A 25,044-nucleotide genomic window follows, 5' to 3' on the forward strand; every position below is an offset into this window, starting at 1 on the left:
ACCGTATGACCGATTCCGCCGAGACGGCGTCCACCGACCCGCGGGAGGACTTCGCGCGCGTGCGCGCCGAGGTCGGCAAGGCCGTCGTCGGCCAGGACGGCGCCGTCACCGGACTCATGATCGCGCTGCTCGCGAACGGGCACGTGCTGCTCGAGGGCGTGCCCGGCGTCGCGAAGACCCTGCTCGTGCGCGCGCTGAGCGCCGCCCTCGACCTCGGCACGAAGCGCGTGCAGTTCACGCCCGACCTGATGCCGGGCGACGTCACGGGCTCGATCGTGTTCGACGCGGCATCCGGGTCGTTCGTGTTCCGCGAGGGCCCGGTGTTCACGAACATCCTGCTCGCGGACGAGATCAACCGCACGCCGCCGAAGACGCAGTCGGCGCTGCTCGAGGCGATGGAGGAGCGCCAGGTCTCGGTCGACGGCGTCACACGGCCGCTGCCCGCGCCGTTCCTCGTCGCGGCGACGATGAACCCCGTCGAGTACGAGGGCACCTACGAGCTGCCCGAGGCGCAGCTCGACCGGTTCCTGCTCAAGCTCGTGCTCGACGTGCCGGCCCGCGACGCCGAGATCGAGGTGCTCACCCGGCACGCCGCCGGCTTCGACCCGCGGAACCTCGCGGGCGCGGGCGTCGCACCCGTGCTCGACTCCGAGCGCCTCGCCGCCGCACGGGTCGCCGTCGCCGCCGTCGGCGCGAGCCCGGACGTCATCGGCTACGCGGTCGACCTGGCCCGCGCGACGCGGCAGTCGCCATCCGTCAAGCTCGGGGTGTCGCCGCGCGGCGCGACCGCACTGCTCGCCGCGTCGAAGGCGTGGGCGTGGCTGAGCGGCTTCGACGCGATCACGCCCGACCACGTGCAGGCGATGGCGCTGCCCGTGCTGCGCCACCGACTGCAGCTGCGGCCGGAGGCCGAGCTCGAGGGCGTCGGCGCCGACACGGTGCTGCGCTCGGTGCTGCAACAGGTGCAGGTGCCGATCTGATGCCCGTTCCGGCGCGGGCGGCCTGACCGTGGCCGTCACCGGACGCTTCGTCGCGCTCGTCGCCCTCGGCGCCGTGCCGCTCGTCGCGCTGCCCGCGGCGTCGTCCTGGCTCGTGCTGCTCGGCTGGCTCGGGATCGTCGTCGCCCTCGCCGCGCTCGACCTGGCCCTCGCCGCCTCGCCGCGGCGCGTCCGCATCACCCGCGCGGTGCCCGACGCCGTGCGGCTGGGCGAGACGGCCCGGGCGCCGCTCGCGCTCGTCAACACCGGGCGACGGATGCTGCGCGCCCTCGTGCGGGACGCCTGGCCGCCGTCCGCGGTCGCGGCTCCCGCCCGGGCGCGGCTGACGATCCCGCCCGGCGAGCGTCGGGTCGTCGAGACCCGCCTGACCCCGTTCCGCCGCGGGGAGCGCACGGCGGGCGCGGTCAGCATCCGTTCGTTCGGTCCGCTCGCGCTCGCGGCCCGGCAGGCGTCGATCGAGGTGCCCGCGCGGCTGCGGGTGCTGCCACCGTTCGAGTCGCGCAAGCACCTGCCGTCGCGCCTCGCCCGACTGCGCGAGCTCGACGGGGCGACGCCCCTGCTCGTGCGCGGCGCGGGCACCGAGTTCGACAGCCTGCGCGACTACGTGCGCGGCGACGACTCGCGGTCGATCGACTGGCGCGCATCCGCTCGGCGCCGCACGCCCGACGGCCGCGAGCGCCTCGTCGTGCGCACCTGGCGGCCCGAGCGCGACCGGCGGGTCGTCATCGTCGTCGACAGCGGACGGATGTCGGCCGCGCGCGTCGACAACGAGCCGCGGCTCGACACGGCGTTCGAGTGCGCGCTGCTGCTCGCCGCGCTCGCGACGCGCGCCGGCGACCGCGTCGATCTCGTCGTGTGGGACCGGCGCGTGCGCGGCCGGGTCGCGGGGGTCGCGGGTGCGGACCTGCTGCACCGCATGGTCACGACGATGGCGCCGATCGAGCCCGAGCTCATCGAGACGGACTGGCGAGCGGTGCCGGGACTCGTGCGCGCGATCACGACGCAGCGCGCGCTCGTCGTGCTCTTGACGACCGCGGATGCCCCCGGCTCGTCGCGCAGCCTGCTCGCGACGCTGCCCGAGCTGACGATGCGGCACGCCGTCGTCGTCGCGACGGTCGCGGACCCGGACGTCGCGGCCGCCGCCGCGGGAGCCTCCCGGGTCGATCGCGCTTCGGTGTATCGCGCGGCCGCCGCCGAGCGCGCGCTGCTCGACGCGGCGCGCGTGGCCGCGGCGCTGCGGCAGAGCGGCGCCGAGGTCGTGACGGGAGCGCCGCACGACCTGCCCCCGGCGCTCGCGGACCGCTACCTCGCGCTCAAGGCCGCCGGCCGCCTCTGAGCGGGGCGCCGCGGAGCGGGTCCTCGGGGGCGCCGGCCGCCGCGGGCGCCGCGGCGGCGCTGGCCCGGTGCGGGGCGGCGGCCCGGGGCGGGGCGCTGGCCCGGTGCGGGGCGCGACGGCCCCGAGGGTGACGGCCCGAAAACGAAGGAGTTCCACGTCGATCCGGTCGTGAAACGGCGCCCACGCCGCCGGCCGGCCGCGCCCTCCTTCGTTTTCGGTGACGTCGCCGGCTCCGCGTCGGTGCGGTGCGGGCCCGAACGCGACCGCCCCGAAAACTAAGGAGAACACGCGCGGATGCCGCCGCATCCGCTCGATTCGCGCCGATTCCGGGCGGAACTCCTTCGTTTTCGGGAACCGGCACGGCCCAGCTCGACACGGGAACCGGCACGGCCCAGCTCGACTCGGGCACGGGCGCAGGCGCCCGGACGTGGTGCCGCACGACGCAGCGAAGTTCGGATCAGCCCGCGACGAGCCGCCGCGCGCCCGCCTCGAACTCCTCGAGGTCGCCCGTGTGGCCCGCGCGGGCGGCGCGACCGCCGATCACCCACTGGTAGACGAGCACGACCGCCAGCGCGAGCGTGCCGACGCCGATCTTCACGGACCACGGCCAGTCCTGCCGGGTCACCCAGCCCTCGACGAGGCCCGACATGAAGAGGAAGACGATCAGCCCGATGACGACCGCGAACATCGCCCGCCCCTCGGTCGAGAGCGCCGTCACCCGCGCACGGGGGCCGGGCGCGACCCAGGCCCAGAACACCCGCAGGCCCGCGGCCGCCGCGAGGAAGATCGAGTACAGCTCGAGCTGCCCGTGCGGGGCGATGTACAGGAAGAACGTGTCGAGGTGCCCGAAGTGCGCGAGCACCGCGCCCGCCTCGCCGAGGCTCGCCGCGTTGCCGAGCAGCAGGTACACCGGGTAGATCCCCGTGATGCCGAACGCGACGCACTGCGCCGCGAGGAACGCGTTGTTCGTCCAGACGGTGCCGCTGAAGATGCCGCCGGAGTGGTCGGAGTAGTACGACACGAAGTCCTTCTCGGCGTACTCCTGCAGGTCGGCCTCGCTGCCGAGCTGCGCGATCGCCCGCGGCTCGGCCGAGATCCACCATCCGGTGATCACGGCGACGACGGCGGTCGCGGCGGCGACGACGAGCGTGAGGATGCGGATGCGGTACAGCGCCGCCGGCAGCTGCAGCACGAAGAACGACGGGATGCGCGCGAGCACGTTCGTACTCGTGCCGGTGAACCGCAGCCTCGCCCGAGCGAGGGAGATCGCGAGCCGATCCCCGGCGACGCTGTCGCCCGCGGTGGACCGGATCAGCGACAGGTCCGAGGCCCCGGACTGGTAGCGCTCGATGAGCTCATCCGCTTCGGCCCCGTCCGGACGCCGCCGCGCCGCAAGCCGCGCGAGCCGGTCCCATTCCTCGCGCCGTGCGGCGCGCAGCGCGTCGAGGTCCACGGGGACGAATATACGCACGGCCACGGACGCGGCTGATTGACTGTGCCCATGACGGATGCGCCCGCCGAGCCCGCGCCCCGCCTCGTCACCGGCGAGGCGGTCGACCTCGGCGTGCGCCCCGCGTCGTTCCTGCTGCGCGCCGCCGGGTCGCTCATCGACGCCGTGATCTATCTCGGCGGGTACCTGCTGATCGCCCTCGTCATCACCCTCAATGCACCGGCTTTCCTGATCGATGACGCCGTCGGTCGCATCGTCGCGATCGTGCTGCTCGTCCTCGCGCTCGTCGTCGCCCCGACGGCTGTCGAGGCGCTCTCGCTCGGACGCTCCGCCGGACGGCTCGCGGTCGGCGTCCGGATCGTGCGGGACGACGGCGGAGCGATCGGCTTCCGGCACGCGTTCATCCGTGCGCTCGTCGGACTGCTCGACTTCTTCTCCACGCTCGGCGGGATGGCCGTGCTCGTCGGCCTCCTCGATGAGCGCTCCCGCCGTCTCGGCGACCTCATCGCGGGAACGTACGCCCAGAACGAGCGGGCACCGCGACACGGGAACGCCGCGTTCGGCGTGCCGCTCGAGCTCGCCGCGTGGGCCTGGACCGCGGATGTAGCCGCCCTGCCCGACGCCCTCTCCCGCCGGATCGCGCAGTTCCTCGAGCATGCTGCGCGGCTGACGCCCGCGTCCCGCATCCGGGTCGCCGCGGATCTCGCGCGCGAGGCATCCGCGTACGTCGCGCCCCTGCCGGTCGCGCCCGACGAGCTGTTCCTGGCGGCGGTGCTCGTCGTGCGGCGCGAGCGCGAGGCGAGCGCCCTCGCGGGCGAGACGGCCCGGCTCGCGCGAGTGGCGCCCGCGCTCGAGCTGCTTCCGCACGGCTTCCCGACACGGGACTGACGGCGTGCGGGCGGCCCGCCGCGACGCGGCAGGCTCGACGGCCCGCGGTCGGCCCGCGGTCGGCCCGCGGTCGGCCCGCGGTCGGCCCGTCAGGCGCCGAGCACGGAATGGCGAATGACCTGCCAGCCCTGAGGCGCCGTCGAGCGCTCGGCGTGCCGGGCGCACAGGTCGTAGCTGTGCGGCTCGGCGGTGGTGCTCAGCGGACCGATGACGACCATCGAATCGGCGTAGACGTACGTGAGGGTCATGACCGCCTCGGCGGTGCACGCGACCCGGTCGCACGGTCTCGTCGTCGTCTCGCCCATCGCATCCCGAGCCTACGCGCGACGCACCGAAAACGCGCGACGCCCCGAAATCGCGACGCGCCGAAAACGCGACGCACCGAAAACGCGACGCACCGAAAACGAAGGAGAACGCGGCAGCGAGCGCCCCGATCGAGCGGATGCGGCGCATCCGACCGCGGTTCTCCTTCGTTTTCGGGGCGCGCGCCCTCCACGCCCCCAGCCGGGCCGGGTCGTCCGGGCGGGGTCCCCGAAAACGAAGGAGAACGGGGGCCGGCCTTCGGCGGGCGAGCCGTTCCGGCCCGGATCAGGCCCGAACTCCTTCGTTTTCGGACCCCCCGAGGCCGCCCTCGGGAATCCCGGGCGCCCTCGGGAATCCCGCCGCATCCGGAACACCGGGCCGGCCTCGGCCGCCGCGCCTAGGATGGGCGCATGTCCCCCCGGAGCCGCGAGGCGAACGCCCGCTCCCGGGAGCGGCACGGCCGCGCCCAGCGCTCACTCATCGCGGGACCCGAGCTCCCCCCGCTGTGGACCCGGTTCGACGCGTTCGACTCCGCGGTCGCCGGCTGCGCCGAGTACCTCAAGGAACTCTGGCCCGACGAGCTCGCCGCGGTCACGTTCGAGGTCGCCGGCATCCCCGCGCAGATCGCGAGCGCGCGCGGCGTCGACCGCTGGCGCGTCTACCCCGACGAGAACCGCGTGCTGCTCTACCGCCTGCCGATCGAGCGACTCAGCCGGCTGCACAAGCAGGACGCCCTGCACCGCCGCCTCATGATCGAGAGCTGCGTGTTCCGCGCCGTCGCCGAACTCCTCGGCAAAGACCCCTGGGACCTCGCGCCCGACCGCTTCCGGCACCTCTGACCGAGCGACCCGGGTTCCGCCTGCCGGCATCCACCGCATCCGCCAGCCCGGCATTCGGCGCCCCCGCCGTCCGGCAGCACGCCCCCGGCAGCGCCGTACCGAGCAGCGCCGCACCCAGCATCTCCCGTCTGGAGGCCCCGCCGACCGCGCGGCCCGCCGCCCGGCCTCACCGACCGACCGGCCTCACCGACCGACCGGCCTCACCGACCGCCCGGCCCCGCCGTCCGACCGGCCCCGCCGACCGGCCGGCCCCACCGTCCGACCGGCGCGCGCTACGGGTACACCCGCACCGGATCGGCGTCGGCCACGCGCGGCAGCACCGGGTAGGTCGCGAGCTCGCCGTCCGCCGCGTACGTGACGGATGCCGCCACCGCGCCCGTCGCGGACACGCCCCACGATCCTGCTGCGGCATCCGTGCTCCAGGTCGCTCCCGGCTCGAGCGGCACGTCCTTCGCCGCGCCGGTCGGGTCGGTCACGGTCGCGTCGATCGGTGAGCCACCGGGGTTCACGAGATGCAGCCGCGCGGGAGCACCGTCGACGACTTCCGCCACGGCAGCGGACCCGAGGCGCGGAGGCGCGACCGACCAGGCCAGGTCGCTCGTGCCGGAGGTGCGATCCGTGCCGACCGCCGTCGACATCCGCACCGCCCCGACGAGCGGCTCGGCGCTCGAGACCGCGATCGTGTACTCGCCGTCGACGAGTCCCTCGATGGGCGCGTCGAGCACCTGACCGGCCGGCACGCTCACGGTCGAGGTGGTCCCGGGCGATCCGTCGAGCGGGCGCACCTCGATCGTCGCGTCCGTCGCCGCACCTCCCGGCGCGAACAGGCGCAGCACCGGCGCGAGATCGTCGCTCGCCCCGGTCGTGTCGGCGAAGATGCGGGACTCGACGTCGTCGGAGCCGCGCACCGTGAGGCCCGGGAACACGAGCGACCCGCTCGGCGCCGCGCTCGCACCCACGAGGTCCGCCCCCGCGGTCTCCAGCCCGCGAACGACCGTCTCCTGCAGCGTTGCGGTGATGAGACCGCCCGTGCTCTCGACGCGGACGACGGGGGACACGGCATCCGGCGCGAGCCCGGCGAGGGCGATCACGGATTGCGCGTGCGCTCCCACCGAGATGCCGGTCGCGCCGCGCGCGGTCACCGCCCCGCTCTCGTCCCAGATGCTCAGGTCGACGGTCGCCGCGACATCCGACGGGTTGTCCAGGGTCAGCACGGTCGTGCGGCCGACCGCGTTCGAGCCGCCGATGAGCCACGACTCGCTCGCCACGGGCGCGCACGCGGTGGCGGCGAGTCCGGATGCGGCCGGGTCCGAGAGCTCCTGCAGCTGAGCCCCGGACACGGTCGAGTCCGTCTCGCCCGCGCCGGTGAGCCCGATCGCGCCGCCCGGCCCGTCGAGCGCCGACCGATCGGGATCGCCTCCCGCCGCGACGCTCGCCTGACCGATGGGCGACGCGGTCGAGACATCCTGGCCCGAGGCGTCGCCGAGTCGCAGCACGGCGCCCGGGCAGACGAGCGACTGCGGCGTCGCGACGGGGACGACGAGGGTGCTCCCCGGTGTCGGCGCGATCGTCGGGAGCGGCAGCATGGCCGCGGCACCGACCGTCACGATCGCGACGCCGAGCGCCACGACGGCGAGCGCGACGCGCGCGCTGGCGAGGGCGACGGTGCGCGCGGACGGCCGGGCGGATGCGGGCCGGCGCGGTTCGCCCTGCTCACTCATCGTCGTCCCCCGTCCCGGCGAGCGCGACCTCGTCCGCGGTCGGTGCGACCGTCGAGCGGCGACGCCGGGACGTCGGGATCGCGAGCAGCAGCACCACGCCGAACACGAGTCCGTCGGCGACGAGCACGAGCTCCCGGAACGGACTCGACCCCGGATGCACGGTCGGCCCCCGCTCGCCGGCCACCGCCGGGGCGAACCAGAGCTGACCGCCCGCGGTGGCACCGACGGCGGTGAGCTGCGCGTCCGCGTCGAGCGCCTCGATCGCGCGGTCGCGGGTCACGGCACCCTCATCGGCGGCGCCGCGACGCACGACGATGAACGCGATGTCATTCGCCGCGAGAGCCGCGGCGACGTCGAACCCGCTGCGGGACGCCAGGTTCGCGGCGAGCTCCGCGAGCGCGGCACGATCGGACGAGAGGCGCGTCGCTGTCGCCCAGATCGTCGACTCGTCCTCGAGGGCGGTGCCCGCGCCGTGCTCGACGTCGGCGGCGAGCGACCCGTCGGCGAGCGGCGTCAGCACGAGCGTGCGCAGCCACGGCTTCGCCGCCGCCTCCGCGCCGACGTACGCGGGCAGGTGCGCGCCGCCGCTCGCCTGCACCGCCGTCGAGCCGGACACGAGGGCGACGGATGCCGGCACCGCCGCGAGCAGGGACGTCGCGGCGAGCACGACCGTCGCCAGCGCAGCACGGGCGCCGAGCGCGTCGAGGGCGACGACGCTCGCCGCGACCAGGCCGAGCCAGTACACGCTGAGCGCGGTCCCCGGCCAGAGCGTCGTGACCTGGTCCTCGACGACGGTCACCGCGACGTGGGACGCCAGCACCGCGCTCAGGTAGCCGCCGAGAGCGAGCAGCAGGGCCGGGATCGACCGGCCGCCGCGCGGGTGCGCGAGCGCGACGAGCGCGAGCACGACGAGGGGCGCGAACAGCACCGCCATCGCGATCGGCGCGGCGAGGCCGGGAAGCCCGAGGGCGTCGACGAGTGCGGCAGCCCCATCCGTTCCCCCGCTCGGCGAGCCGAGCAGCAGCTGCAGCGCCGAAGAGCCGCCCGAGTCGCTCGGCACGCCCGGATCGGCGAGGAGCGCGAGCCAGGAGCCGCGCAGTCCCTGGTCGATGACGAGCGGCGTGAACAGCACCGCGAGCGGGATCGGCAGACCCATGTAGCGGTGCACGCCGCGCGGGTTGGCGACGAGGCAGACGATCCACAGCACGAGGAGTAGCGGGATGATCGGGGGCGCGCACGCGCCCACGAGCGCGAACAGGATCGCGGCGACACCGGATGCGGACCACGAGCGCGCCGCCCCGATCAGGGCGAGCAGCAGCCAGGGCAATGTGAGGTGCGCGATCACGGCGCCGAGGTGGCCGGTCGAGAGGTCGGCCAGCAGCGGCGGTGCGAGCGCCCACGCGAGGGCCGCCGCGGCGGGTGCCCAGCCGCGGCTCGACAGGCGGGCGGCGAACCACCACGCACCCAGTCCCGCGAGCGGGAGCGCGAGAACATACAGGGCGACGATCGCCGACGACGGCGACCAGAACGCGATGCTGCCGAGGATCGCGAGCACGAAGGCGAACGGGTCGGACGCGCCGACGAACCCGGTGCCGATCGGCTGGTAGCCCACCCCGACGGAGGCCCAGAGGTCGGCCACGCGCGTCGACAGCGGCGCGAGCCCGCCGCCGTCGAGGGCCGGCGCACCGAGGAACCGCGCGAGCACGAGCGCACCCGCGGCGAGCAGGAACAGCACGATCCAGGCGCCGCCGGCCGCGAAGAACCCCGCCCGCACCCGCTCGGTCGAATCGAGCACGGGGCTCGCGTGCAGGTCGCGCTGCTGCGACCGCAGCCGGCGGACCTCGGCCGGCGGCATCCGGAACGGCGCGATCGCCGACCAGCGCAGCCGCTTGCCGCGGGCGAGGTTGCGGCGCGCCGCCGGCACGCGCGCATCGGCGAGCGCGCCGAGGGCCGCGCGGAACTCCGCCGTCACGAGCCCGGGCTGCTTGCGCAGCAGCAGGGCGAGCGATCGCACGATCGCGAGCGGCACGAGGCTCAGCCAGTGCAGCGGCACGGCGAGCGGCGGCGCGGCCACGAGGCGACGGTGCAGCTGGGCCGCGCGCGCCGCCCGGGCGGCCACGGCATCCCCGACCGGGGCGGTGCGTCCCCAGCCCTCGGGCGCCGTCGCGCGGGTGACGCGCGCGGTCGGGACCCCGACGATGCGGTGCCCAGCGAGGCGGACGCGGATGCAGAAGTCGAGCGCCGCGTCGACGGTCGGGAGTGCGGGGTCGAACCCGCCGAGCTCGGCGTACACGCTGCGGCGCACGAGCATGCCCTCCCGGCCGACCGCGAGCACGTCGCTGCGTCGATCGTGCTGCGCCTGGTCGAGCTCGTCGACGACGAGCGGCACGGTCGCGCCCAGCCGCGACACGGTGGCGCCGTACGCGGCGATGACGTCGCGAGCGTCCCAGCGCATGACCTTCGGCCCGGCGACGGCGACGCTCGGCGCGACCTCGACGGCGGCGACGAGGGCGGCCAGCGCGCCGGCCTGCGGGGCGGAGTCGTGCGAGAGCAGCCAGAGCCAGTCGTCCGCGCCACCCGGGGGAACCGCCTCGCGGAGTGCCTGCGAGAGCGCCTGCGCGTACGGGCGCGGCGAGTCGATGGCGACGATCTGCGTCGCGCGCGCCGGGCCGAGAACGGAGGCCGTGGCATCCGTCGACGCGTCGTCCACGAGCACGATCGCGTCCGGCTGCCGGGTCTGGCGAGCGAGGGCGTCGAGCGTCAGCGGGAGCTGATCCGCGCCGTTTCGGGCGACGAGGATCGCGGTGACAGGCATCCGTTCGATGCTAAGCGCCCGTGTCGCGCCGAACCGGGAGCGCGCCCGGTGCGGCCCCGATCCCGGTGCTCCCGCGTGGGCGCTCGCGGCGGGGGTGGGGCGTGCCGGGTGGCTCGTGCCGGGTGGCTCGTGCTCTGGCCCCGACCCGTCCGGGTGTCCCGAAAACTAAGGAGGACCGGTCGAATGGGCCGCCATTCGATCGAATCCGGGCGCCTACGAGCGCGTTCTCCTTCGTTTTCGGGACAAACGCGCTTCCTTCGCCCGCAGTCCACGCGCTGCGCGGCGGTGCCGAGACGGGCGGTGCCGAACCGGGAGCGCGATGGCCCTTCACTCCGGGCCGAAAACGAAGGAGAAACCGGCGCGCCCGGGCCCTAACGAACGGATGCGGCGGGTTCCGCGCGCGATCTCCTTCGTTTTCGGGACCGCTCCCGCGCTCCCGCGCCCCGCATCCGCTCCGTGCACCACCTCCCGCGCAGGCGCACGCGCGCCGGCGCCGCGGGGGCTAGGCGCGCTTGCGGAGCTTGCGGCGCTCGCGCTCGGAGAGGCCGCCCCAGATGCCGTAGCGCTCGTCGTTCTTCAACGCGTACTCGAGGCACTCGGCGCGCACCTCGCAGGAGGCGCAGATGCGCTTCGCGTCGCGGGTCGAACCGCCCTTCTCGGGGAAGAACGCCTCCGGGTCGGTCTGCGCGCACAGCGAGTCGCTCTGCCAGGCGAGCTCCTCGTCCTCGGGAGCCGCGGGGCGCCGCACCCCGGGAACCCCGAGCCGGACCGGGTCGACGAACCAGTCGCCGGGCACGCGGCGATCGTCCGCGGTGCTCGGGGCGACCGCGTCGAGACCGAGCGCTCGCGCGTCGGTAGAACCGGCGTCGACGGGCCGGGGGAACTCATTGCTCACCATCGCGTCACGCACCTCCCGCCGGCCGGATCCCGCAACCGGACTGACCACAATTACACCGGTGTAATTCCGCGACGTCAAGTCGCACACTATAGATCGCGGATCCGCCCAGTCACTCGTGCGACGCGCCGCGTGTCGCGCGCCACGCACTGTCGACCATCTCGGCGAGCGTGTGCCGCATCCGCCAGTCCAGGTCGCGCCCCGCGAGGTCGCCGAGCGCGACGATCCGTGCCGGGTCGCCGGCCCGGCGCGGCGCGATCACGGGCTCGAACGCGATCCCGGTGACCTCGGCCACGGTGCGCATGATGTCCCCGACGCTCGATCCGTCGCCGCTGCCGAGGTTGTACGCGGCCTCGACCGGCTCGTCCGCCGCGAGCCGCTTCGCGGCGGCGACGTGGCTGATCGCGAGATCCTGCACGTGGATGTAGTCGCGCACCGTCGTGCCGTCGGGCGTCGGGTAGTCGTCGCCGTTGATGCGCGGCGTGCGCCCCTCGAGCAGTGCCTGGAAGACGAGCGGGAAGAGGTTGTGCGGGCTCGTGTCGTACAGGTCGTCGTACCCCGAGCCGACGACGTTGAAGTAGCGCAGGCTGGTGTGCTTGAGTCCCGCGGCGACGCCCTGGTCGCGGAGCAGCCACTCGCCGATCAGCTTCGACTCGCCGTACGGGGACTCCGGGCTCTTCGGGGTGTCCTCGGTGACGATCTCAGTCGGCGGCGTGCCGTAGACCGCGGCGCTCGACGAGAACACGATCCGGGCGACCCCGGCATCCGCCATCGCCTGCAGTACGGATGCCGTGCCCGTCACGTTCTGCTCGTAGGTGTGCAGCGGGCGCTGCACGCTCACGCCCGCGTACTTGAAGCCCGCGACGTGGATGACGCCCTCGACCGCGTGATCCTCGAGAGCACGGCGCACGAGCGCGGTGTCGAGGATGCTGCCCTCTACGAACGGCGTGCCGGGATCGACGAATGCGGCGTGCCCGCTCGAGAGGTCGTCGATGACGACCGCGCCGAGCCCCGCAGCGCCGAGCGCCCTGACGACGTGCGAACCGATGTACCCGGCGCCGCCGGTCACGAGCCAGGTCATGCGCCCACGGTATCGCGTGGCGCGGGGCGCCCGGAAACGGCGGCGGAGCCCGGTCGGCGGCAGACGCGCGGGGCGGCGGCGGACGCGCGGGCGGCGGCGGGCGCGCGGGCGGCGGCGGTGCCCGAAAACGAAGGAGTCCGCCGGCGTTCTGCCCGCGCAACCGAGTGGTTCGGGGCGCAACGGCGCCGAAGTCCTTCGTTTTGATGACGCGAGGGCCACACCGGGGCGGGCCGCCATCGGCCGACGCCGGCCGACCGAGGCGGGCCCGTTGGCGCGCGAACGGACGCCGCCCCTGGGTGGCAGGATCACGAGGGCTGGCCTGTTTCCGCCGCTCCTGGCAGGATGAGCGGCATCCGCTTCGTTACCGCCAGGAGGTGCGCATGCTGCGCAAGGTCGTCGCCCTCGCCATCGACGGGGTCGCCCCGTTCGAGTTCGGCGTCGTCTGCGAGGTGTTCGGCATCGACCGCACCGCGATGGGCGGGCCGGTGTTCGATTTCCACATCGCGACGGCGGACCCCGGCCCGGTCCGCACGAGCCTCGGCTTCGCGATGACGATCGAGAACGACCTGGCGATCGCGGCAGACGCCGACCTCGTCGCGGTGCCCGCGCACGCCCTCGGACGGGTCGACGAGCGCTATCTCACCGTCATCCGGGATGCCGTCGACCGCGGCGCCTGGGTGCTCAGCGTGTGCAGCGGCGCGTTCGCCCTCGCGCAGGCCGGGGTGCTCTCGGGCAAGCGCGCGACGACCCACTGGATGCACACCGACCGCCTCGCGCGCCAGCATCCGGACATCGAGGTCGACCCGGACGTGCTGTTCGTGCAGGAGGGCCGCATCGTCACCTCGGCGGGCACCGCGGCCGGCATCGACGCGGCGCTGCACGTCGTGCGCCAGGAGTTCGGCGCCGCCGTCACCAACGTGATCGCGCGCCGCATGGTCATCCCCCCGCAGCGCGACGGCGGACAGGCGCAGTTCATCGCCTCGCCCGTCGCTGACCGCTGCGCCGACTCCCTCGCCTCGACGGTCGAGTGGATGCTCGAGAACCTCGAGCAGGAGCTCACGATCGAGCAGCTCAGCCGCAGAGCACTGATGTCGACGCGGACATTCGCGCGCCGGTTCCGAGCGGATGTCGGCGCGACCCCGGCCGCGTGGCTGAACCGGCAGCGGATCATCCGAGCGCAGCAGCTGCTCGAGCAGAGCGACCTCGGGCTCGAGCAGATCGCGCAGCGCTGCGGGTTCGGCGCCGCGGCGGTGATGCGGCACCACTTCCTCAAGGTGCTGCAGACCACTCCCCAGGCGTATCGCCGCGCGTTCGGTGCCCGCGAGTCGGCCTAGCTGAAGGTTCTGCCGCGGTCGGCCCGAAAACGAAGGAGTTCGGGCCGATCAGGACCGGGAACGTGTCGAGCCGGGGCGGCCGAACGGGATGCTCCTTCGTTTTCGGGGGATGCGCGGAGTGTACGGCCGGCGGCGGCGTTCCCGCCCGAGCGCCTCGTCATCGGCGACCGCTCGGAGCATGGCGCGCACGCACGCGTCCCAGTTGGTCATGATCTGGCGGTAAGTGAAGCGCAGTACGCGATCGCCCTGGGCCGCCATGGCGACATCCTTCTCGTGATCGCGCTCGAAACGGCTGACCCCGCCGAACGCGCCGTCGTAGTGCTCGGAGTGCTGGATGCCGTCGATCTCGACGTAGGTGTGCGGCCCGATCCGCCCGTCGAACTCGCCGACACCGGGAAGATACGGATGCGGCACGTACGTGAGTCCGACCGCCTCGCAGCCGAGACGCACGTATGTCTCGCCGTGGGCATCCGTCGCGCCGTTGACCCTGGAGCGCCACGATCGCGCCCGGCGGGGTCCAGCGGCGAACACCGCGTCGAGCTCCTCGGGCGTTACGAGCCCCTCGTGCAGGGCGGCGTCGCAGCACGCGATCGCGACGGCCTCGGGCTCGACCCGCAGCACGTGGGCGAGCGCCTCGGCCGGGGTGACGCGCCAGCCTCGCTCGTCGCCGCGCGCATCGTCCCGCCAGAAGATGCGGCAGCCGTCCGCCGCCTCGAGCCGTGATCGTCGATCGCGCGGACGCCGCAACCGCGCCGCGTTGCGCGGTGCGACGAGCTCCACCCGCTCGGGGCGGGGCACGATGCATCCGTAGCTCAGCAGGGCGCTCGCACCGGTCAGCCGGGCGCCCACACGGATCGCGCGGGCGGCGTCGTCCGCGATCCCGGGCTGCGCGTACCAGCCGTGTCGCACGCGGAACAGCAGCTTCATGCGCAGCGCCGCGCTGATGCCGTCGTCGCTGTGCCCCAGTCGCAGCAGGTCGCGGCGTCGCAGGAACGGGCCGTGCAGCCGGAAGGTGTCGTCGAGATCCATGCCGCGCATCGTGCGCGATGCGACGCCGCCGGGCCCGGTCGAGTGCGCGATCCGTGGACGGTGCGGGGGTGTGGACAACGCCGGGCGCGGGGGCGCGCGGGGCGAGCGGGCGCGCGGGCGCGCGCGGGGCGGGCGCGGCGGATGCGCGGCGGACTCGGGCGCGAGCAAGCGGGTGCGCGCGGGGCGGGTGCGCGCGGGAGACCCCGAAAACTAAGGAGGATCGGGCGCGAACGGCCTGCAACCGGGCGTCCCGGGCGAAAACGGCTCCGGACTCCTTCGTTTTCGGAGAACCGGCTCCGGCGCGCCGGAGAACCGGCGCGCTCACCCCGGCGCCGCCCCGACCCCGCGCCCGGCGTCAGCCCTCGAGCGCCGTCGCGATCGACGTCGTCGCGATGAACAGGTCTCCCTCGCCGGCGACGTCGATGCTCGGCTCGCCGTCGACGAAGAGCGCGTCCCCGGGCGCGAGCGGATGCCCCGCGGCCGTGAATCGCCCGGCCGTGCACAACGCGATCGCCGGCCCGGCGAGATCGATCGCCGCATCCGTCACGGTGTGCAGCAGCTCGAAGTCCGGCACATCGGGCCGGAACGCCTCGACGCCGAATCCCGCGTCGAGGGGCGCAAGGTACGGCACGGGCAGCGAGCGGAAGTCAAGCACTCGCTCGAGCTCGGGCACGTCGACGTGCTTGGGCGTGAGTCCGCCGCGAAGCACGTTGTCGCTCGCCGCCATGAGCTCGACGCCGAGCCCGTCGAGATAGGCGTGGATGTTGCCGGCCGGCAGGTAGAGCACCTCGCCGCGCTGCAGAGTCACCCGGTTGAGCAGGAGCGCGATGACGACGCCGGGGTCGCCCGGGTACGCGTCCGCGAGGGCGGGGACGAGGCCCAGGTCGTCCGAAAACGAAGGAGAAACGCGCTCTCGCGCCGCATCCGTGATCCTCTCGACGAGCTCGTCGACGCCATCACCGCGCGAGATGAGCCAGGAAAATGCCGGTCGGAGGCTGTTCTCGTCGACCAAGCGTTCCGCGAGCGGCTCCGCGGCGGCACCCAGCCGCGCGAGGATCTCCTTCGTTTTCGGTATCGACCGGAACCCGCACAGCGCGTCGAACGTCGGCGACAGCGCGTAGATCAGCTCCGGTTTGTGGAACGCGTCCCGGTAGTTGCGATTCGGCGCGTCGAGCGGGATGCCGAGCGCGTTCTCCCGCTCGAACCCCTCCGCCGCCTGCGCCATCGTCGGATGCGCCTGCAGCGACAGCGGTCCGCCCGCCGCGAGCAGCTTGAGCAGGAACGGCAGTCGCCCGCCCTCGAGCAGGTCGAGCAGGGTCCGGTCGCTGCCGACGACGCGCGCGGGCGATCCGGGATGCGCGCCGAGCCACAGCTCGGCCTCCGGTCGGCCCGACGGCTCGCGGCCGACAAGCGCCGGGATCGCCGTCACCGACCCCCAGGCGTAGTCGCGCGGGACGTTCTCGATGGGGATGAGCACGCCCCCACGCTAGTCGGCACGACAAGCCCGCGGCCCCCGACTCCCGGGCGGATTGTCGGTTGCAGGCAACCCGCTCGCCGCGCGGCACCCGCGCTTCCTAGGCTGGAGACGAGAACGGATGCCGGCCCCGGCTCGGCGCGACGCTCACGGATGCTGCACCACGGCATCCGTGTCCGGCACCGCGACCGCCGGGTGCCCGGCGACGGCCGCCCGCCGCCGGGTGTCCTTCGTCGGGCGCCAGGTCGCCGACGCAGCGCATCCGCACCAGAGAGCACCCGCCAGACCGCACCCACAGAGAGCAACGGAGCCCCATGACCATCGCCGACTCGCAGACGAACCGCGCGACCGCAGACGCCACCGACGCCGGCGCCGCTGACGCGATCACCACCGGCCCGGCGTTCGAGCCGCTCGCGGCCGACTTCTACGGATTCGAGAACGCACTGAGCGCCGAGGAGAGGGACTTCATCGTTCGGCTGCGCGCGTTCCTCGACGCCGAGGTGCGCCCGATCGTCGACGAGCACTGGGAGCGGGGGCAGTGGTTCCCCCGCAGCGTCGTCACCGGCCTCGCCGAGCTCGGCGTCTTCGGGCAGCCCTGGGAGGAGACGCGGCGATTCCGCAACTCGGCGGTGTTCCGCGGCTGGGTCGCGCTCGAGCTGGGACGCGTGGACGCATCCGTCGCGACGCTCGTCGGCATGCAGAACGGGCTCGTGATGGGCGCGATCGCCGTCGGCGGCTCGCCGGAGCAGCGCGCCGAATGGCTGCCGCGGTTCGCGAGCGGTGAACTGCTCGGCGCTTTCGCGCTCACCGAGCCGTTCAGCGGATCGGACAGCGCGCAGGGCCTGCGCACGACGGCCGAACGCGACGGCGACATCTGGACGATCAACGGGGCGAAGCGCTGGATCGGCTCCGGCTCGATCTCGGATGCCACGATCGTCTGGGCGAAGGACGTCGCCGACGGCCAGGTCAAGGGCTTCATCGTGCCGACCTCGACGCCCGGGTACGCCGCGAAGCGGATCGAGCGCAAGGGCGCTCTGCGCATCGTGCAGAACGCCGACATCACGTTCACCGACATGAGAGTGCCGGAGGCGAACCGATTGCAGAACGCGAACTCGTTCCGCGAGACGGCCGCCGTGCTGCGGCTGACCCGCGCGGAGGTCGCCTGGGCCGCGATCGGAAACTCCGTGGGCGCCTACGAGGCCGCGGTGGCATACGCGAAGGAGCGCGTGCAGTTCGGCAAGCCGATCGCGCACCACCAGCTCATCCAGGAGCTGCTCGCGAAGAGCCTCGGCAACATCACGGCCTCGATCGGGCTCACGACGCGCGTCAGCCAGATGCTCGACGAGGGCGTGCAGCGCGACGAGCACTCGGCGCTCGCGAAGGAGTTCGCGACGTCCCGGATGCGCGAGACCGTCGCGTGGTGCCGGGAGGCGATGGGCGGCAACGGCATCGTGCTCGACTACGGCGCGATGCGCGCGTTCGCGGATGCCGAGGCGCTCTACTCCTACGAGGGCACCCGCGAGATGAACACCCTCATCGTCGGACGGGCGATCACGGGCAAGAGCGCGTTCGTCTGAGTCGGCGCGGCGGCCGGGCGGCGCGGCGACCGGGCGGCGCGGCATTCCCGGGTCGGCGGCTGGCCCGTTGGCACCGAAAACGAAGGAGTCCGCGGCGGTTTTCGCCCGGAACGCGGGCCACAGGACGTTTCGGGCCCGGAACTCCTTCGTTTTCGGTAGCAGCTGGGGCGCAACCGCGGCGCCCGGCGCATCCGCACCCGGACGAGACCGGCGCCGCGGTCGTCTAGCCTGAGAGCCATGTCGTCCTGGGCCGAACCGCGGGTACGGGCGGCCCTCGCCCGGCCATCCCTCGACCTCGCCCACGTCGTGTTCGCATCACTCGCGTTCTTCGTGGCGTTCGGCGCGAACGGCATCAAGAACGCGTTCGGCTGGTGGACCTGGGGCGCCCTCGTGCTCATCGTCTTCGGCGTGTCGCTCGGCTGGCTGATCCGCTCGGGCGCGATCCGCCGGGTCGCCGATCTGCCCCGGCCGCTCGCGGCGTTCTGGCTGCTCACTGCGCTGAGCCTGATCTGGTCGCAGTGGCGGCCGGAGACGCTGCTCGGCGTCACGATCACGACGATCACCCTCATCTCGTCGTGGGCGATCGGCGCGCTCATGAGCATCGAGGAGATCATCGTCGCGCTCAGCCGGGCGGTGCGCGCCGTCGTCGCGCTCTCGTTCGCGTTCGAGCTGTGGGTGTCGATCGTCGTCCGGCATCCGGTGCTGCCGGTGTGGCTCTCCGGCGATCCCGAGACGGCCGACCTGCAGACGCTGTGGTCGCGTGACCTGCTGTTCGTGTCGGGCAAGATCCAGGGCATCGTCGGCAACTCGGCGATCCTCGCCCAGATCGCCGGCGTCGCCCTCGTCGCCCTCGTCGTGCAGTACCTCATCGGACGCATCGGCCGCCTCGCGGCGATCATCTGGCTCGCGCTCATCGTGCTGACCCTGGTGCTCACGGCATCCGCGACGATGACCGTCGCGATCGCGATCACCGCGGTCGTCGCGATCGCCGTGCTGGTGCGCCGACGGATCGTGCGGTTCGGCGCACGCGCCGGGTACGGCCTCGTCGTGCTCGCCGTCGTCATCGTGGCCGTCGTGCTCGCGACCACCCGCACGGATGCGATCATCCACCTGCTCGGCAAGCAGGACGACCTGACCGGCCGCACGAGCATCTGGGCGAACACCATCGGCCTCGCGGTCGAGCATCCGTGGTTCGGCTGGGGCTGGCTCGGCTACTGGCCGCCGTGGCTCGCCCCGCTCAACACCCTCAACATCCGCTACGGGGTGCCGCAGCTGCACGCGCACGACGCGTGGGTCGACCTGTTCCTGCAGCTCGGCATGCTCGGCGTCGTCGTGTTCGCAGCGCTCGTGCTCTGGGCGCTGTGGGGCTCGTACCGGGCCGCCACGGCATCCGCTCGCGGGGAACTGCCGCCGATCGACGACGCGATGCTGCTGCCCGTGCTCCTCATCGTGCTGCTCGTCGTGCAGACCGTGACGGAGAGCGGCATCCTCGTGCAGGAGGGGCTGTTCCTGTTCGGCACGATGTGCGTCGTGCTGTCGCGTGCGGCGCCGAGGCGAGAGCCGGCGGCGTGACCCTCGCACGGCGGGTGCTCGACGGGCTCGGCAGCGCCCCGATCGTGCGCGCCCTCACCCTCACGGTGTTCGGGATCGGCGCGCTCGCGTTCCCCATCCACGAGCTGTTCGGCTGGCCGGCGCTCATCGCCGCGCTCGCGACGCTCGTGGTGCTGTGCGCGGGATCGCTCGCCGGCCGGCAGCGCGCGCTCGACTGGGACGGCATCCTGCCGATCTCGCTGCTCGCGTTCCTGGGCTGGTGCACGGCATCCGTGCTGTGGAGCGGATACCAGTGGGCGACCCTGTCGAGCTCGCTGTACCAGCTCGCGTTCGCCGCGCTCGGCATCTACGTGGCGCTCATGCGCGACATGATCCAGATCGTGCGCGCGCTCGGTGACGTGCTGCGCTGGGTGCTGAGCGCATCGCTCGTGCTCGAGGTGGTCGTCGGCATCCTGCTCGACACGCGCCTGCGACTGCTCAACGTGCGAGGGGTGCTCGAGGACGGCGGGCCGATCCAGGGCCTCGCCGGCGACTCAGCGCACCTCGGCATCCTCGCGCTGCTCGCGGCCGTGACGTTCGGCGTCGAGCTGCTCACCCGATCCGTGCCGCTGCCGCTCTCGGTCGCATCGCTCGCCGGGAGCATCGTCGTCATCCTGCTCACCCAGTCCACGGTCGTGCTCGCCGCCGGACTCGTCGTGGTCGTCGCCGCTCTCGTGCTCACGGGTGTGCGTCACGCCCCGGATGCCGCCAAGCTGCCGATCACGTGGACCGTCATCGTGCTGGCGATCCTCGGGTCGGGCATCGCCGTTCTGCTCCGCGCGCGGCTGCTCGACCTCTTCGCCGGCAGCGGACAGGTGGCCAACCGGCGGTGGCTCTGGGAGCAGGTCATCGCGCTCACGACCGCGGACCACGCCGTCGTGGGCTGGGGCTGGATGGGGCACTGGCGCACCGGCCTGTTCCCGTTCTCGCTGTTCTACCAGGTGCGCGGCAACGACTTCGCGTCGGCGTTCAACACGCTGCTCGACGTGTTCTTCCAGGTCGGCCTGGTGGGGCTCGTCGCGTTCGTCGGACTGCTCGGGCTCGTGCTCGCGCGCTCGTGGGTGCTCGCCGTGCGCCAGCGCAGCGTCGTGTACCTGTGGCCCGCGCTCACGGTGGTCGCCCTCATCGCGACGTCGATCACGGAGAGCGCGGTGCTCGTCGAGTTCAGCTGGCTCATGCTCGTCGTGTGCGTGGTGACGAGCGCGGACAAGCTCTCCTGGCGCCGCGCCTTCGAGCGCCTGCGCCCCCGCACGACCGGGCCGGAGCTCCCGCGGGCGTAGCTCGGGGCGCTGCGCGGGCGTTCGGCGCGGGCGCTGCGCGGGGCGTTCGGCGCGGGCGACGCGGCGGCGCAGGCGGCGCGGGAGTTTCCCCGAAAACGAAGGAGAACGACGGCGGATGGGGCCAGAACGCCGGGTTCGCGGGCGTTTCGAGCGCAGGCTCCTTCGTTTTCGGAGTCACTCCGACCGGAGTCCCGCGACCGACCGCCGTGGCCCGAAAACGAAGGCGAACGCGAAGGATGCGGGTAGAGCAACCCCGTTCCGGCGCGAAACCCCGCGGGACTCCTTCATTTTCGGGCAGAGTCGCGCCACACGTCGTACGCCGCCGCCCCGCGCCCGCGCAACCGCGCCCCGCACCGCGCCAGCGCCAGCGCCGCCCCGCGCCCGCGCCCCGCACCGCGCCCGCGCGCCGCGCCGCGCCAGCGCCAGCGCCAGCGCCAGCGCCAGCGCAGCGCCGCTACTTCTTCTTCGTCGGGAGCACAGCCGCGAAGGCCGCGTGCACCGGCTGCGCGGCGACGCGGGTCGCCGCGACGATCGCCTTCGCGCGCTTCGCGGTGACCTTGATCTTCTTGCCGCCCTTGACCTCGTAGTACGTCGAGCCGACCTTGATCACCCGGCCGATCGCGGCGCCGACGCGCAGGTGCGCGAGCGTCGCCGGGTCGTACACCCCGAACCCGAACTTCGAGCCGTAGAGCTTCGCGTACGCCACGGTCACCGGGCGCAGCACGCCCCCGTCCGCGACATAGCGCTGTGCGCCGAACCTCAGGCCCAGCTTGGCCGCGCCCGAGACCGTGCGGAAGCCGTCGATCGTCGACTGCGGCACGACCTTCGCCTTGCCGAGCCCGGCCGACCCGACGATCTCGCGCGCTTGCGCGGCCGTGACCGGCCGCTTCTTCGCTGCACCGTCGACGAACCAGAGCGCGGTCGCCTTCTTCGACGCCTTCATGACCGTTCCGGGGGCCACCAGCGGATGCCCGGTCGCCGCGAGCGCGGCGCTCGCGATCGGGATCCGCGTCGTCGAGGCCGCATCCACTTTCTCGGCGAGTGCCCGGATCGCCGCGTTCGTGGTCGCGGGACGCGTCGTCCTCGAGGAGATCAGGAACGTCGTCCCCGTGCCGATGTCCTTCACGAACACCGGCACGCTCACGCTCTTGCCGTTGACGACGAACCGCGCCGCGAGGTCGGCGTCGACGGGCACGAACGCCGCGCCCCACTTCTCGGGATTCGAGACCGCGATCGAGCCGGTCGGGGTCAGCAGGTACGAGCCCGACCCGTCGGACCACAGCCCGACGAACGGCCGGGCGCCGAGCAGGGCGAGGCTCGGCGCGGAGAGTCCGCCGACGGGGGCGCCGAGTCGTGGGGTGAGTCCGAGCTGCGCCACGACCTGCGAGGGGATCGTGTACGCGCCCGACGTCGAGAGGTACGCGACGCCGTCGCCGCCGAGCGCGGTCGCCGTCACTCCGGATCGGACGATCGGGGCCGCGAGCGGCACGGCCGAGAGGGTGTCGTCGAGCACGGGCACGGATGCCGCGAGCGAGATCCCCGCGGCCTGCGCGGATGCCGCGTCGAGCAGCTCCCGACGCACTCCCCCGCCGAGCACGAACGTCGATCCGGCGGCGGTCCACGCGACCGGCGCCATCGCGCCCACGTACGGGAACAGGGCGAGCATGTCGTCCGTGAGGGTCGGGACGCCGGCGCACGGGTAGCCCCAGTCGGCCGCGGTCGCGCAGTCGGGCACCGAGAGGCGATGCCCGTTGTCGAGCAGGAAGAGCGCGCCGGTGCCGTCCTGCACGAGGTTGCCGAACGTGCCCGCGGTCGGGTAGCCCGCGGCGAACGCGTCCGAGACGGCGCCGACCGCGCCGAGCGGGGCGAGGGTGGGCAGGATGCCGAGGCGGTTCGCCGGGATCTGCCACTTCGCGCCGTTCACGAGCACGTAGGTCGCGCCGCCGGACGACACCAGGAAGCCGCCGACGATCGGCGAGCCGAACCAGTCGTTGAAGTAGTTCCAGAAGTTTCGGTTGCCGTACGAGCTGCACGAGTCGCCGGTGCCGTACGGGTTCGCGAGCGCTGCGGCGTTGGGCGTGTACGGCGTGTAGAAGTACAGCGCGCCCGTCGCGCGTGTCTTGATCGTGACCGTCACGGTGCCGCACGACTTCTTGGGGCTGTAGTAGATCGTGCGCACGCCGGGCTGGTAGGCGGTGTAGACGTCGGGGCTGCGCACGTACTTCTGGTACGCGTAGGCCGCCTGGTACACCTGGTTCACGAACCCGAAGTAGAGCGCGTCGCACGGCGCCGTGTCGGGGCAGCCGTACCCCATCGCGATCTTGTACTTGCCCGTGGTCGGCGCCGTCGAGGTCACGAGGCCCTGCTCCTTCTGCAGGGTCACGATGAGCACCTTGGGGTTGATGCCGCAGGCGCGCGCGACGATCGCGATGATGTCGGATGCCCGCGCGTTCGTCGTCGCCGGGATGTCGCCGAGGCACCGGTTGGCGACCGCCTTGATGGCGGGCACGTCCGCGCGGTAGTCCCGGAGGCACGGAGCGGATGCCGACACCGAGCAGGCCGGAACCTTCGACTCGAGGAACGCCTGGATCTGGTCCGCGGTCATGGTGCCCGAGTCGAACATGACCGAGTCGCTGATCAGGTTGCCGGGGTCGAACGCGCTCGCCGGCGGGGCCGCGGATGCCGCGGGAGCCGCATCCGGGACGAGCGCGGGAACGACGCCGACGAGCGCGCCCGCGGCGAGTGCGACGGCGGCCGTCAGGCCGATCAGTCGGCGCACGGTTCGCGTGCGGACGCGGTTTCTCACGGTCGTTCCCCCTGGTGAGCGGTCGCGGGCTGGGCGGGGTACACGCTAACCCGCCGATCGCGTACGACGCGGCAGCGCCTCACTTCTTCGTCTTCACGAGCGAGGCGAAGTAGTCGTCGACCACCTGCGCCTTCTTGCCGAACTGGTGGGCGAGTCTCTTGTACTGCGCGGTGGAGATCTTCACCGTGCGGCCGTCGCGCACGAGGTAGTAGTGCCCGTCCCACCTGATGAGGCGACCGATGCTGATGCCCGTCCTGAGCGCGACGACGGTCGACAGGTCGTACGTGCCGAAGCCGAACGTCCGCTTGTAGTGCGGCACGTCCTCGGGACGGATGCGGCGCAGCACCCCCTGGTCGGCGATCCAGTAGCGCTGGCCGACGCGCAGGCCGAGCTTCGCGCTGCCGGCGCCGGTGCGATATCCGCTCACGACCTTGGCGCCGACGACCGTGGCCTTCGACGAGCCGGTGAGCTCGATGGCCTGCTTCTTCGAGATCGGCCGCTTCGTCGTGAGGCCGTCGACCAGGTAGAGCTTCTTCGACTTCGCGGTCGCTGCGATGACGGTGCCGGGCTCGACGAGCCGGAACGACCCGGTGCCGATCTGCGACACGATGTCGCCGTCGAGCGAGGGCAGCTTGTACGGGATCCCGGTGGCGACCGCGATGAGCCGCATCTCGTGCTTCGACGCGATCGGATGGCGCTTGCCGTTCGCGATGAGGTAGATCTGCTTCGTGGTGGCGTTCTTGATGAAGTAGGGCGCCTGGTCGTCGACGGGACCGAACCAGGTGTAGTAGTAGGCCCAGAAGTTGCGATTGCCGTAGGACGAGCATCCGTCGCCGACGGCGCCGACCCCCGCCGCGAGCGCGGCCCCGTTCGGCGTGTACGGCGTGTAGTTGTAGAGCGCCGCGGTCGCGCCGTTCGCGATGCGCACCGTCTTCGTGCCGCACGCGGAATGCGGCTTGAACTGGATCTCGGCGACCTGGCCGGCGCGGAAGTTCCAGCCGTCGGGGAAGCGCACGTACGACTGGAACGCGCGCGCCGCCCAGTACACCTGGTTGAAGAAGCCGAGCGTCGTCTCGGCGCACGGCGCCGAGTCGGAGCAGTTGTAGCCCGTGGCGCGCCGGTACTTGCCCTCGGTGAGCCCCTCGCCGCCGGGGCTCGTCACGAGTCCCTGCTCCTTCTGCAGGGTCACGAGGAGCACCTGCGGGTTGATCTTGCAGGCCTGCGCGACGAGGTAGATGATCTGCGCCGCCGAGCGGTTCGGCGCCGCCGCGATGTCGTCCTGGCAGCCGCGCACGGTCGGGTCCGCGTGGTAGCCCGCGACCGCCTGCACGTCGGCGCGATAGTCCTTGAGGCACGGCGCACTGCCCGCGACGCACCCCGAGCCCTTCGCGTCGAGGAACGCCTGGATCGCCGACGCGCTCATCGTCGTGTACGTGAACATGTCCGCGTCGGTGATGATGTCGCCCGGCTGGAACGACGTGATCGACGAGGCGGCCTCGGCCGCGTCATCCGTCGGCACCGCGAGGGCGCTGAGCACGGATGCGGCGAGCGCCGGGACCAGCAGGAGCGCGAGTCGGCGGAAGGGGTGGCGGGCGGCTGCTGAGTGCGTCACGGAGCGGGATTCCTTG

18 protein-coding genes are annotated in these 25,044 nt (G+C 73.2%); 8 read left to right on the forward strand and 10 right to left on the reverse strand.

All coding sequences use genetic code 11. The annotated features are described in order from the left end of the window. Positions 1 to 5 precede the first annotated feature (5 nt). Together QT381_RS06790 and QT381_RS06795 are read left to right on the forward strand one after the other, a co-directional pair. Positions 6 to 980 (forward strand): AAA family ATPase, encoded by a 975-nt coding sequence (locus QT381_RS06790; protein ID WP_289248065.1) that lies wholly within the window; start codon positions 6 to 8, stop codon positions 978 to 980. A gap of 28 nt (positions 981 to 1,008) precedes the next feature. Next, entirely contained in the window at positions 1,009 to 2,334 is a 1,326-nt protein-coding gene (locus QT381_RS06795; RefSeq protein ID WP_289248066.1) for a DUF58 domain-containing protein, read from the forward strand. A gap of 457 nt (positions 2,335 to 2,791) precedes the next feature. Here QT381_RS06795 and QT381_RS06800 read toward each other — a convergent pair whose 3' ends face one another. Beyond that, complete coding sequence (locus QT381_RS06800) at positions 2,792 to 3,787, reverse strand: stage II sporulation protein M (protein ID WP_289248067.1); 996 nt, start codon at positions 3,785 to 3,787, stop codon at positions 2,792 to 2,794. A 48-nt stretch (positions 3,788 to 3,835) separates the two neighbouring features. On the opposite strand from QT381_RS06800, the gene QT381_RS06805 reads away from it, so the two are divergent. Next, a complete protein-coding gene (locus QT381_RS06805; RefSeq protein ID WP_289248068.1) occupies positions 3,836 to 4,672 on the forward strand; it encodes an RDD family protein in 837 nt (278 codons plus the stop codon). Positions 4,673 to 4,761: 89 nt separating this feature from the next. On the opposite strand, the gene QT381_RS06810 is transcribed toward QT381_RS06805, so the two are convergent. Continuing rightward, positions 4,762 to 4,977 carry a DUF3499 family protein gene (locus QT381_RS06810; protein WP_289248069.1) on the reverse strand — a complete coding sequence of 72 codons (216 nt, stop codon included), beginning with the start codon at positions 4,975 to 4,977 and terminating at the stop codon, positions 4,762 to 4,764. Positions 4,978 to 5,385: 408 nt separating this feature from the next. Here QT381_RS06810 and QT381_RS06815 point away from each other — a divergent pair, with 408 nt between their 5' ends. Beyond that, on the forward strand, positions 5,386 to 5,814 hold the full coding sequence (locus QT381_RS06815; protein ID WP_289248070.1) for a metallopeptidase family protein: 429 nt from the start codon (positions 5,386 to 5,388) through the stop codon (positions 5,812 to 5,814). A 272-nt stretch (positions 5,815 to 6,086) separates the two neighbouring features. On the opposite strand, the gene QT381_RS06820 is transcribed toward QT381_RS06815, so the two are convergent. The 4 genes from QT381_RS06820 to galE all read right to left on the reverse strand — a co-directional run bounded on the left by QT381_RS06820 (position 6,087) and on the right by galE (position 12,326). Next, on the reverse strand, positions 6,087 to 7,535 hold the full coding sequence (locus tag QT381_RS06820) for a DUF5719 family protein (RefSeq protein WP_289248071.1): 1,449 nt from the start codon (positions 7,533 to 7,535) through the stop codon (positions 6,087 to 6,089). Continuing rightward, complete coding sequence (locus tag QT381_RS06825) at positions 7,528 to 10,350, reverse strand: glycosyltransferase (RefSeq protein ID WP_289248072.1); 2,823 nt, start codon at positions 10,348 to 10,350, stop codon at positions 7,528 to 7,530. Before QT381_RS06825 ends, QT381_RS06820 begins: the two co-directional genes overlap by 8 nt. 502 nt (positions 10,351 to 10,852) lie before the next feature. Next, positions 10,853 to 11,248: a WhiB family transcriptional regulator gene (locus QT381_RS06830; protein ID WP_289248073.1), complete on the reverse strand. Its 396-nt coding sequence runs from the start codon at positions 11,246 to 11,248 to the stop codon at positions 10,853 to 10,855. Between the two features lie 109 nt (positions 11,249 to 11,357). Then, a complete protein-coding gene (gene galE / locus QT381_RS06835) occupies positions 11,358 to 12,326 on the reverse strand; it encodes a UDP-glucose 4-epimerase GalE (protein WP_289248074.1) in 969 nt (322 codons plus the stop codon). 380 nt (positions 12,327 to 12,706) lie between these two features. Between galE and QT381_RS06840 the strand changes: the two genes are divergently transcribed. After that, on the forward strand, positions 12,707 to 13,660 hold the full coding sequence (locus QT381_RS06840) for a helix-turn-helix domain-containing protein (RefSeq protein WP_289248075.1): 954 nt from the start codon (positions 12,707 to 12,709) through the stop codon (positions 13,658 to 13,660). Positions 13,661 to 13,708: 48 nt separating this feature from the next. Here the strand turns inward: QT381_RS06840 and QT381_RS06845 are convergent, their stop codons facing one another. After that, complete coding sequence (locus QT381_RS06845; protein WP_289248076.1) at positions 13,709 to 14,689, reverse strand: DUF559 domain-containing protein; 981 nt, start codon at positions 14,687 to 14,689, stop codon at positions 13,709 to 13,711. Positions 14,690 to 15,044: 355 nt separating this feature from the next. Then, complete coding sequence (manA, locus tag QT381_RS06850) at positions 15,045 to 16,166, reverse strand: mannose-6-phosphate isomerase, class I (protein WP_289248077.1); 1,122 nt, start codon at positions 16,164 to 16,166, stop codon at positions 15,045 to 15,047. 311 nt (positions 16,167 to 16,477) lie between these two features. Between manA and QT381_RS06855 the strand changes: the two genes are divergently transcribed. The 3 genes from QT381_RS06855 (at position 16,478) to QT381_RS06865 (ending at position 20,610) form a co-directional block, all read left to right on the forward strand. Beyond that, the gene (locus QT381_RS06855; RefSeq protein ID WP_289248078.1) at positions 16,478 to 17,740 is read left to right on the forward strand and encodes an acyl-CoA dehydrogenase family protein; all 1,263 of its coding nucleotides are present in this window, start codon (positions 16,478 to 16,480) and stop codon (positions 17,738 to 17,740) included. 237 nt (positions 17,741 to 17,977) lie between these two features. After that, the gene (locus QT381_RS06860; RefSeq protein WP_289248079.1) at positions 17,978 to 19,312 is read left to right on the forward strand and encodes an O-antigen ligase family protein; all 1,335 of its coding nucleotides are present in this window, start codon (positions 17,978 to 17,980) and stop codon (positions 19,310 to 19,312) included. Then, the gene (locus QT381_RS06865; protein WP_289248080.1) at positions 19,309 to 20,610 is read left to right on the forward strand and encodes an O-antigen ligase family protein; all 1,302 of its coding nucleotides are present in this window, start codon (positions 19,309 to 19,311) and stop codon (positions 20,608 to 20,610) included. The genes QT381_RS06860 and QT381_RS06865 overlap by 4 nt, the downstream gene beginning before the upstream one ends. A gap of 454 nt (positions 20,611 to 21,064) precedes the next feature. Here QT381_RS06865 and QT381_RS06870 read toward each other — a convergent pair whose 3' ends face one another. Both QT381_RS06870 and QT381_RS06875 read right to left on the reverse strand, forming a co-directional pair. Continuing rightward, a complete protein-coding gene (locus QT381_RS06870) occupies positions 21,065 to 23,416 on the reverse strand; it encodes a hypothetical protein (RefSeq protein WP_289248081.1) in 2,352 nt (783 codons plus the stop codon). A 79-nt stretch (positions 23,417 to 23,495) separates the two neighbouring features. Beyond that, the gene (locus QT381_RS06875; RefSeq protein WP_289248082.1) at positions 23,496 to 25,028 is read right to left on the reverse strand and encodes a hypothetical protein; all 1,533 of its coding nucleotides are present in this window, start codon (positions 25,026 to 25,028) and stop codon (positions 23,496 to 23,498) included. Between the last annotated feature and the right edge of the window lie 16 nt (positions 25,029 to 25,044).

It is taken from the genome of Galbitalea sp. SE-J8, from assembly GCF_030345695.1.
In the GTDB taxonomy this organism is placed as follows: domain Bacteria; phylum Actinomycetota; class Actinomycetes; order Actinomycetales; family Microbacteriaceae; genus JAUASV01.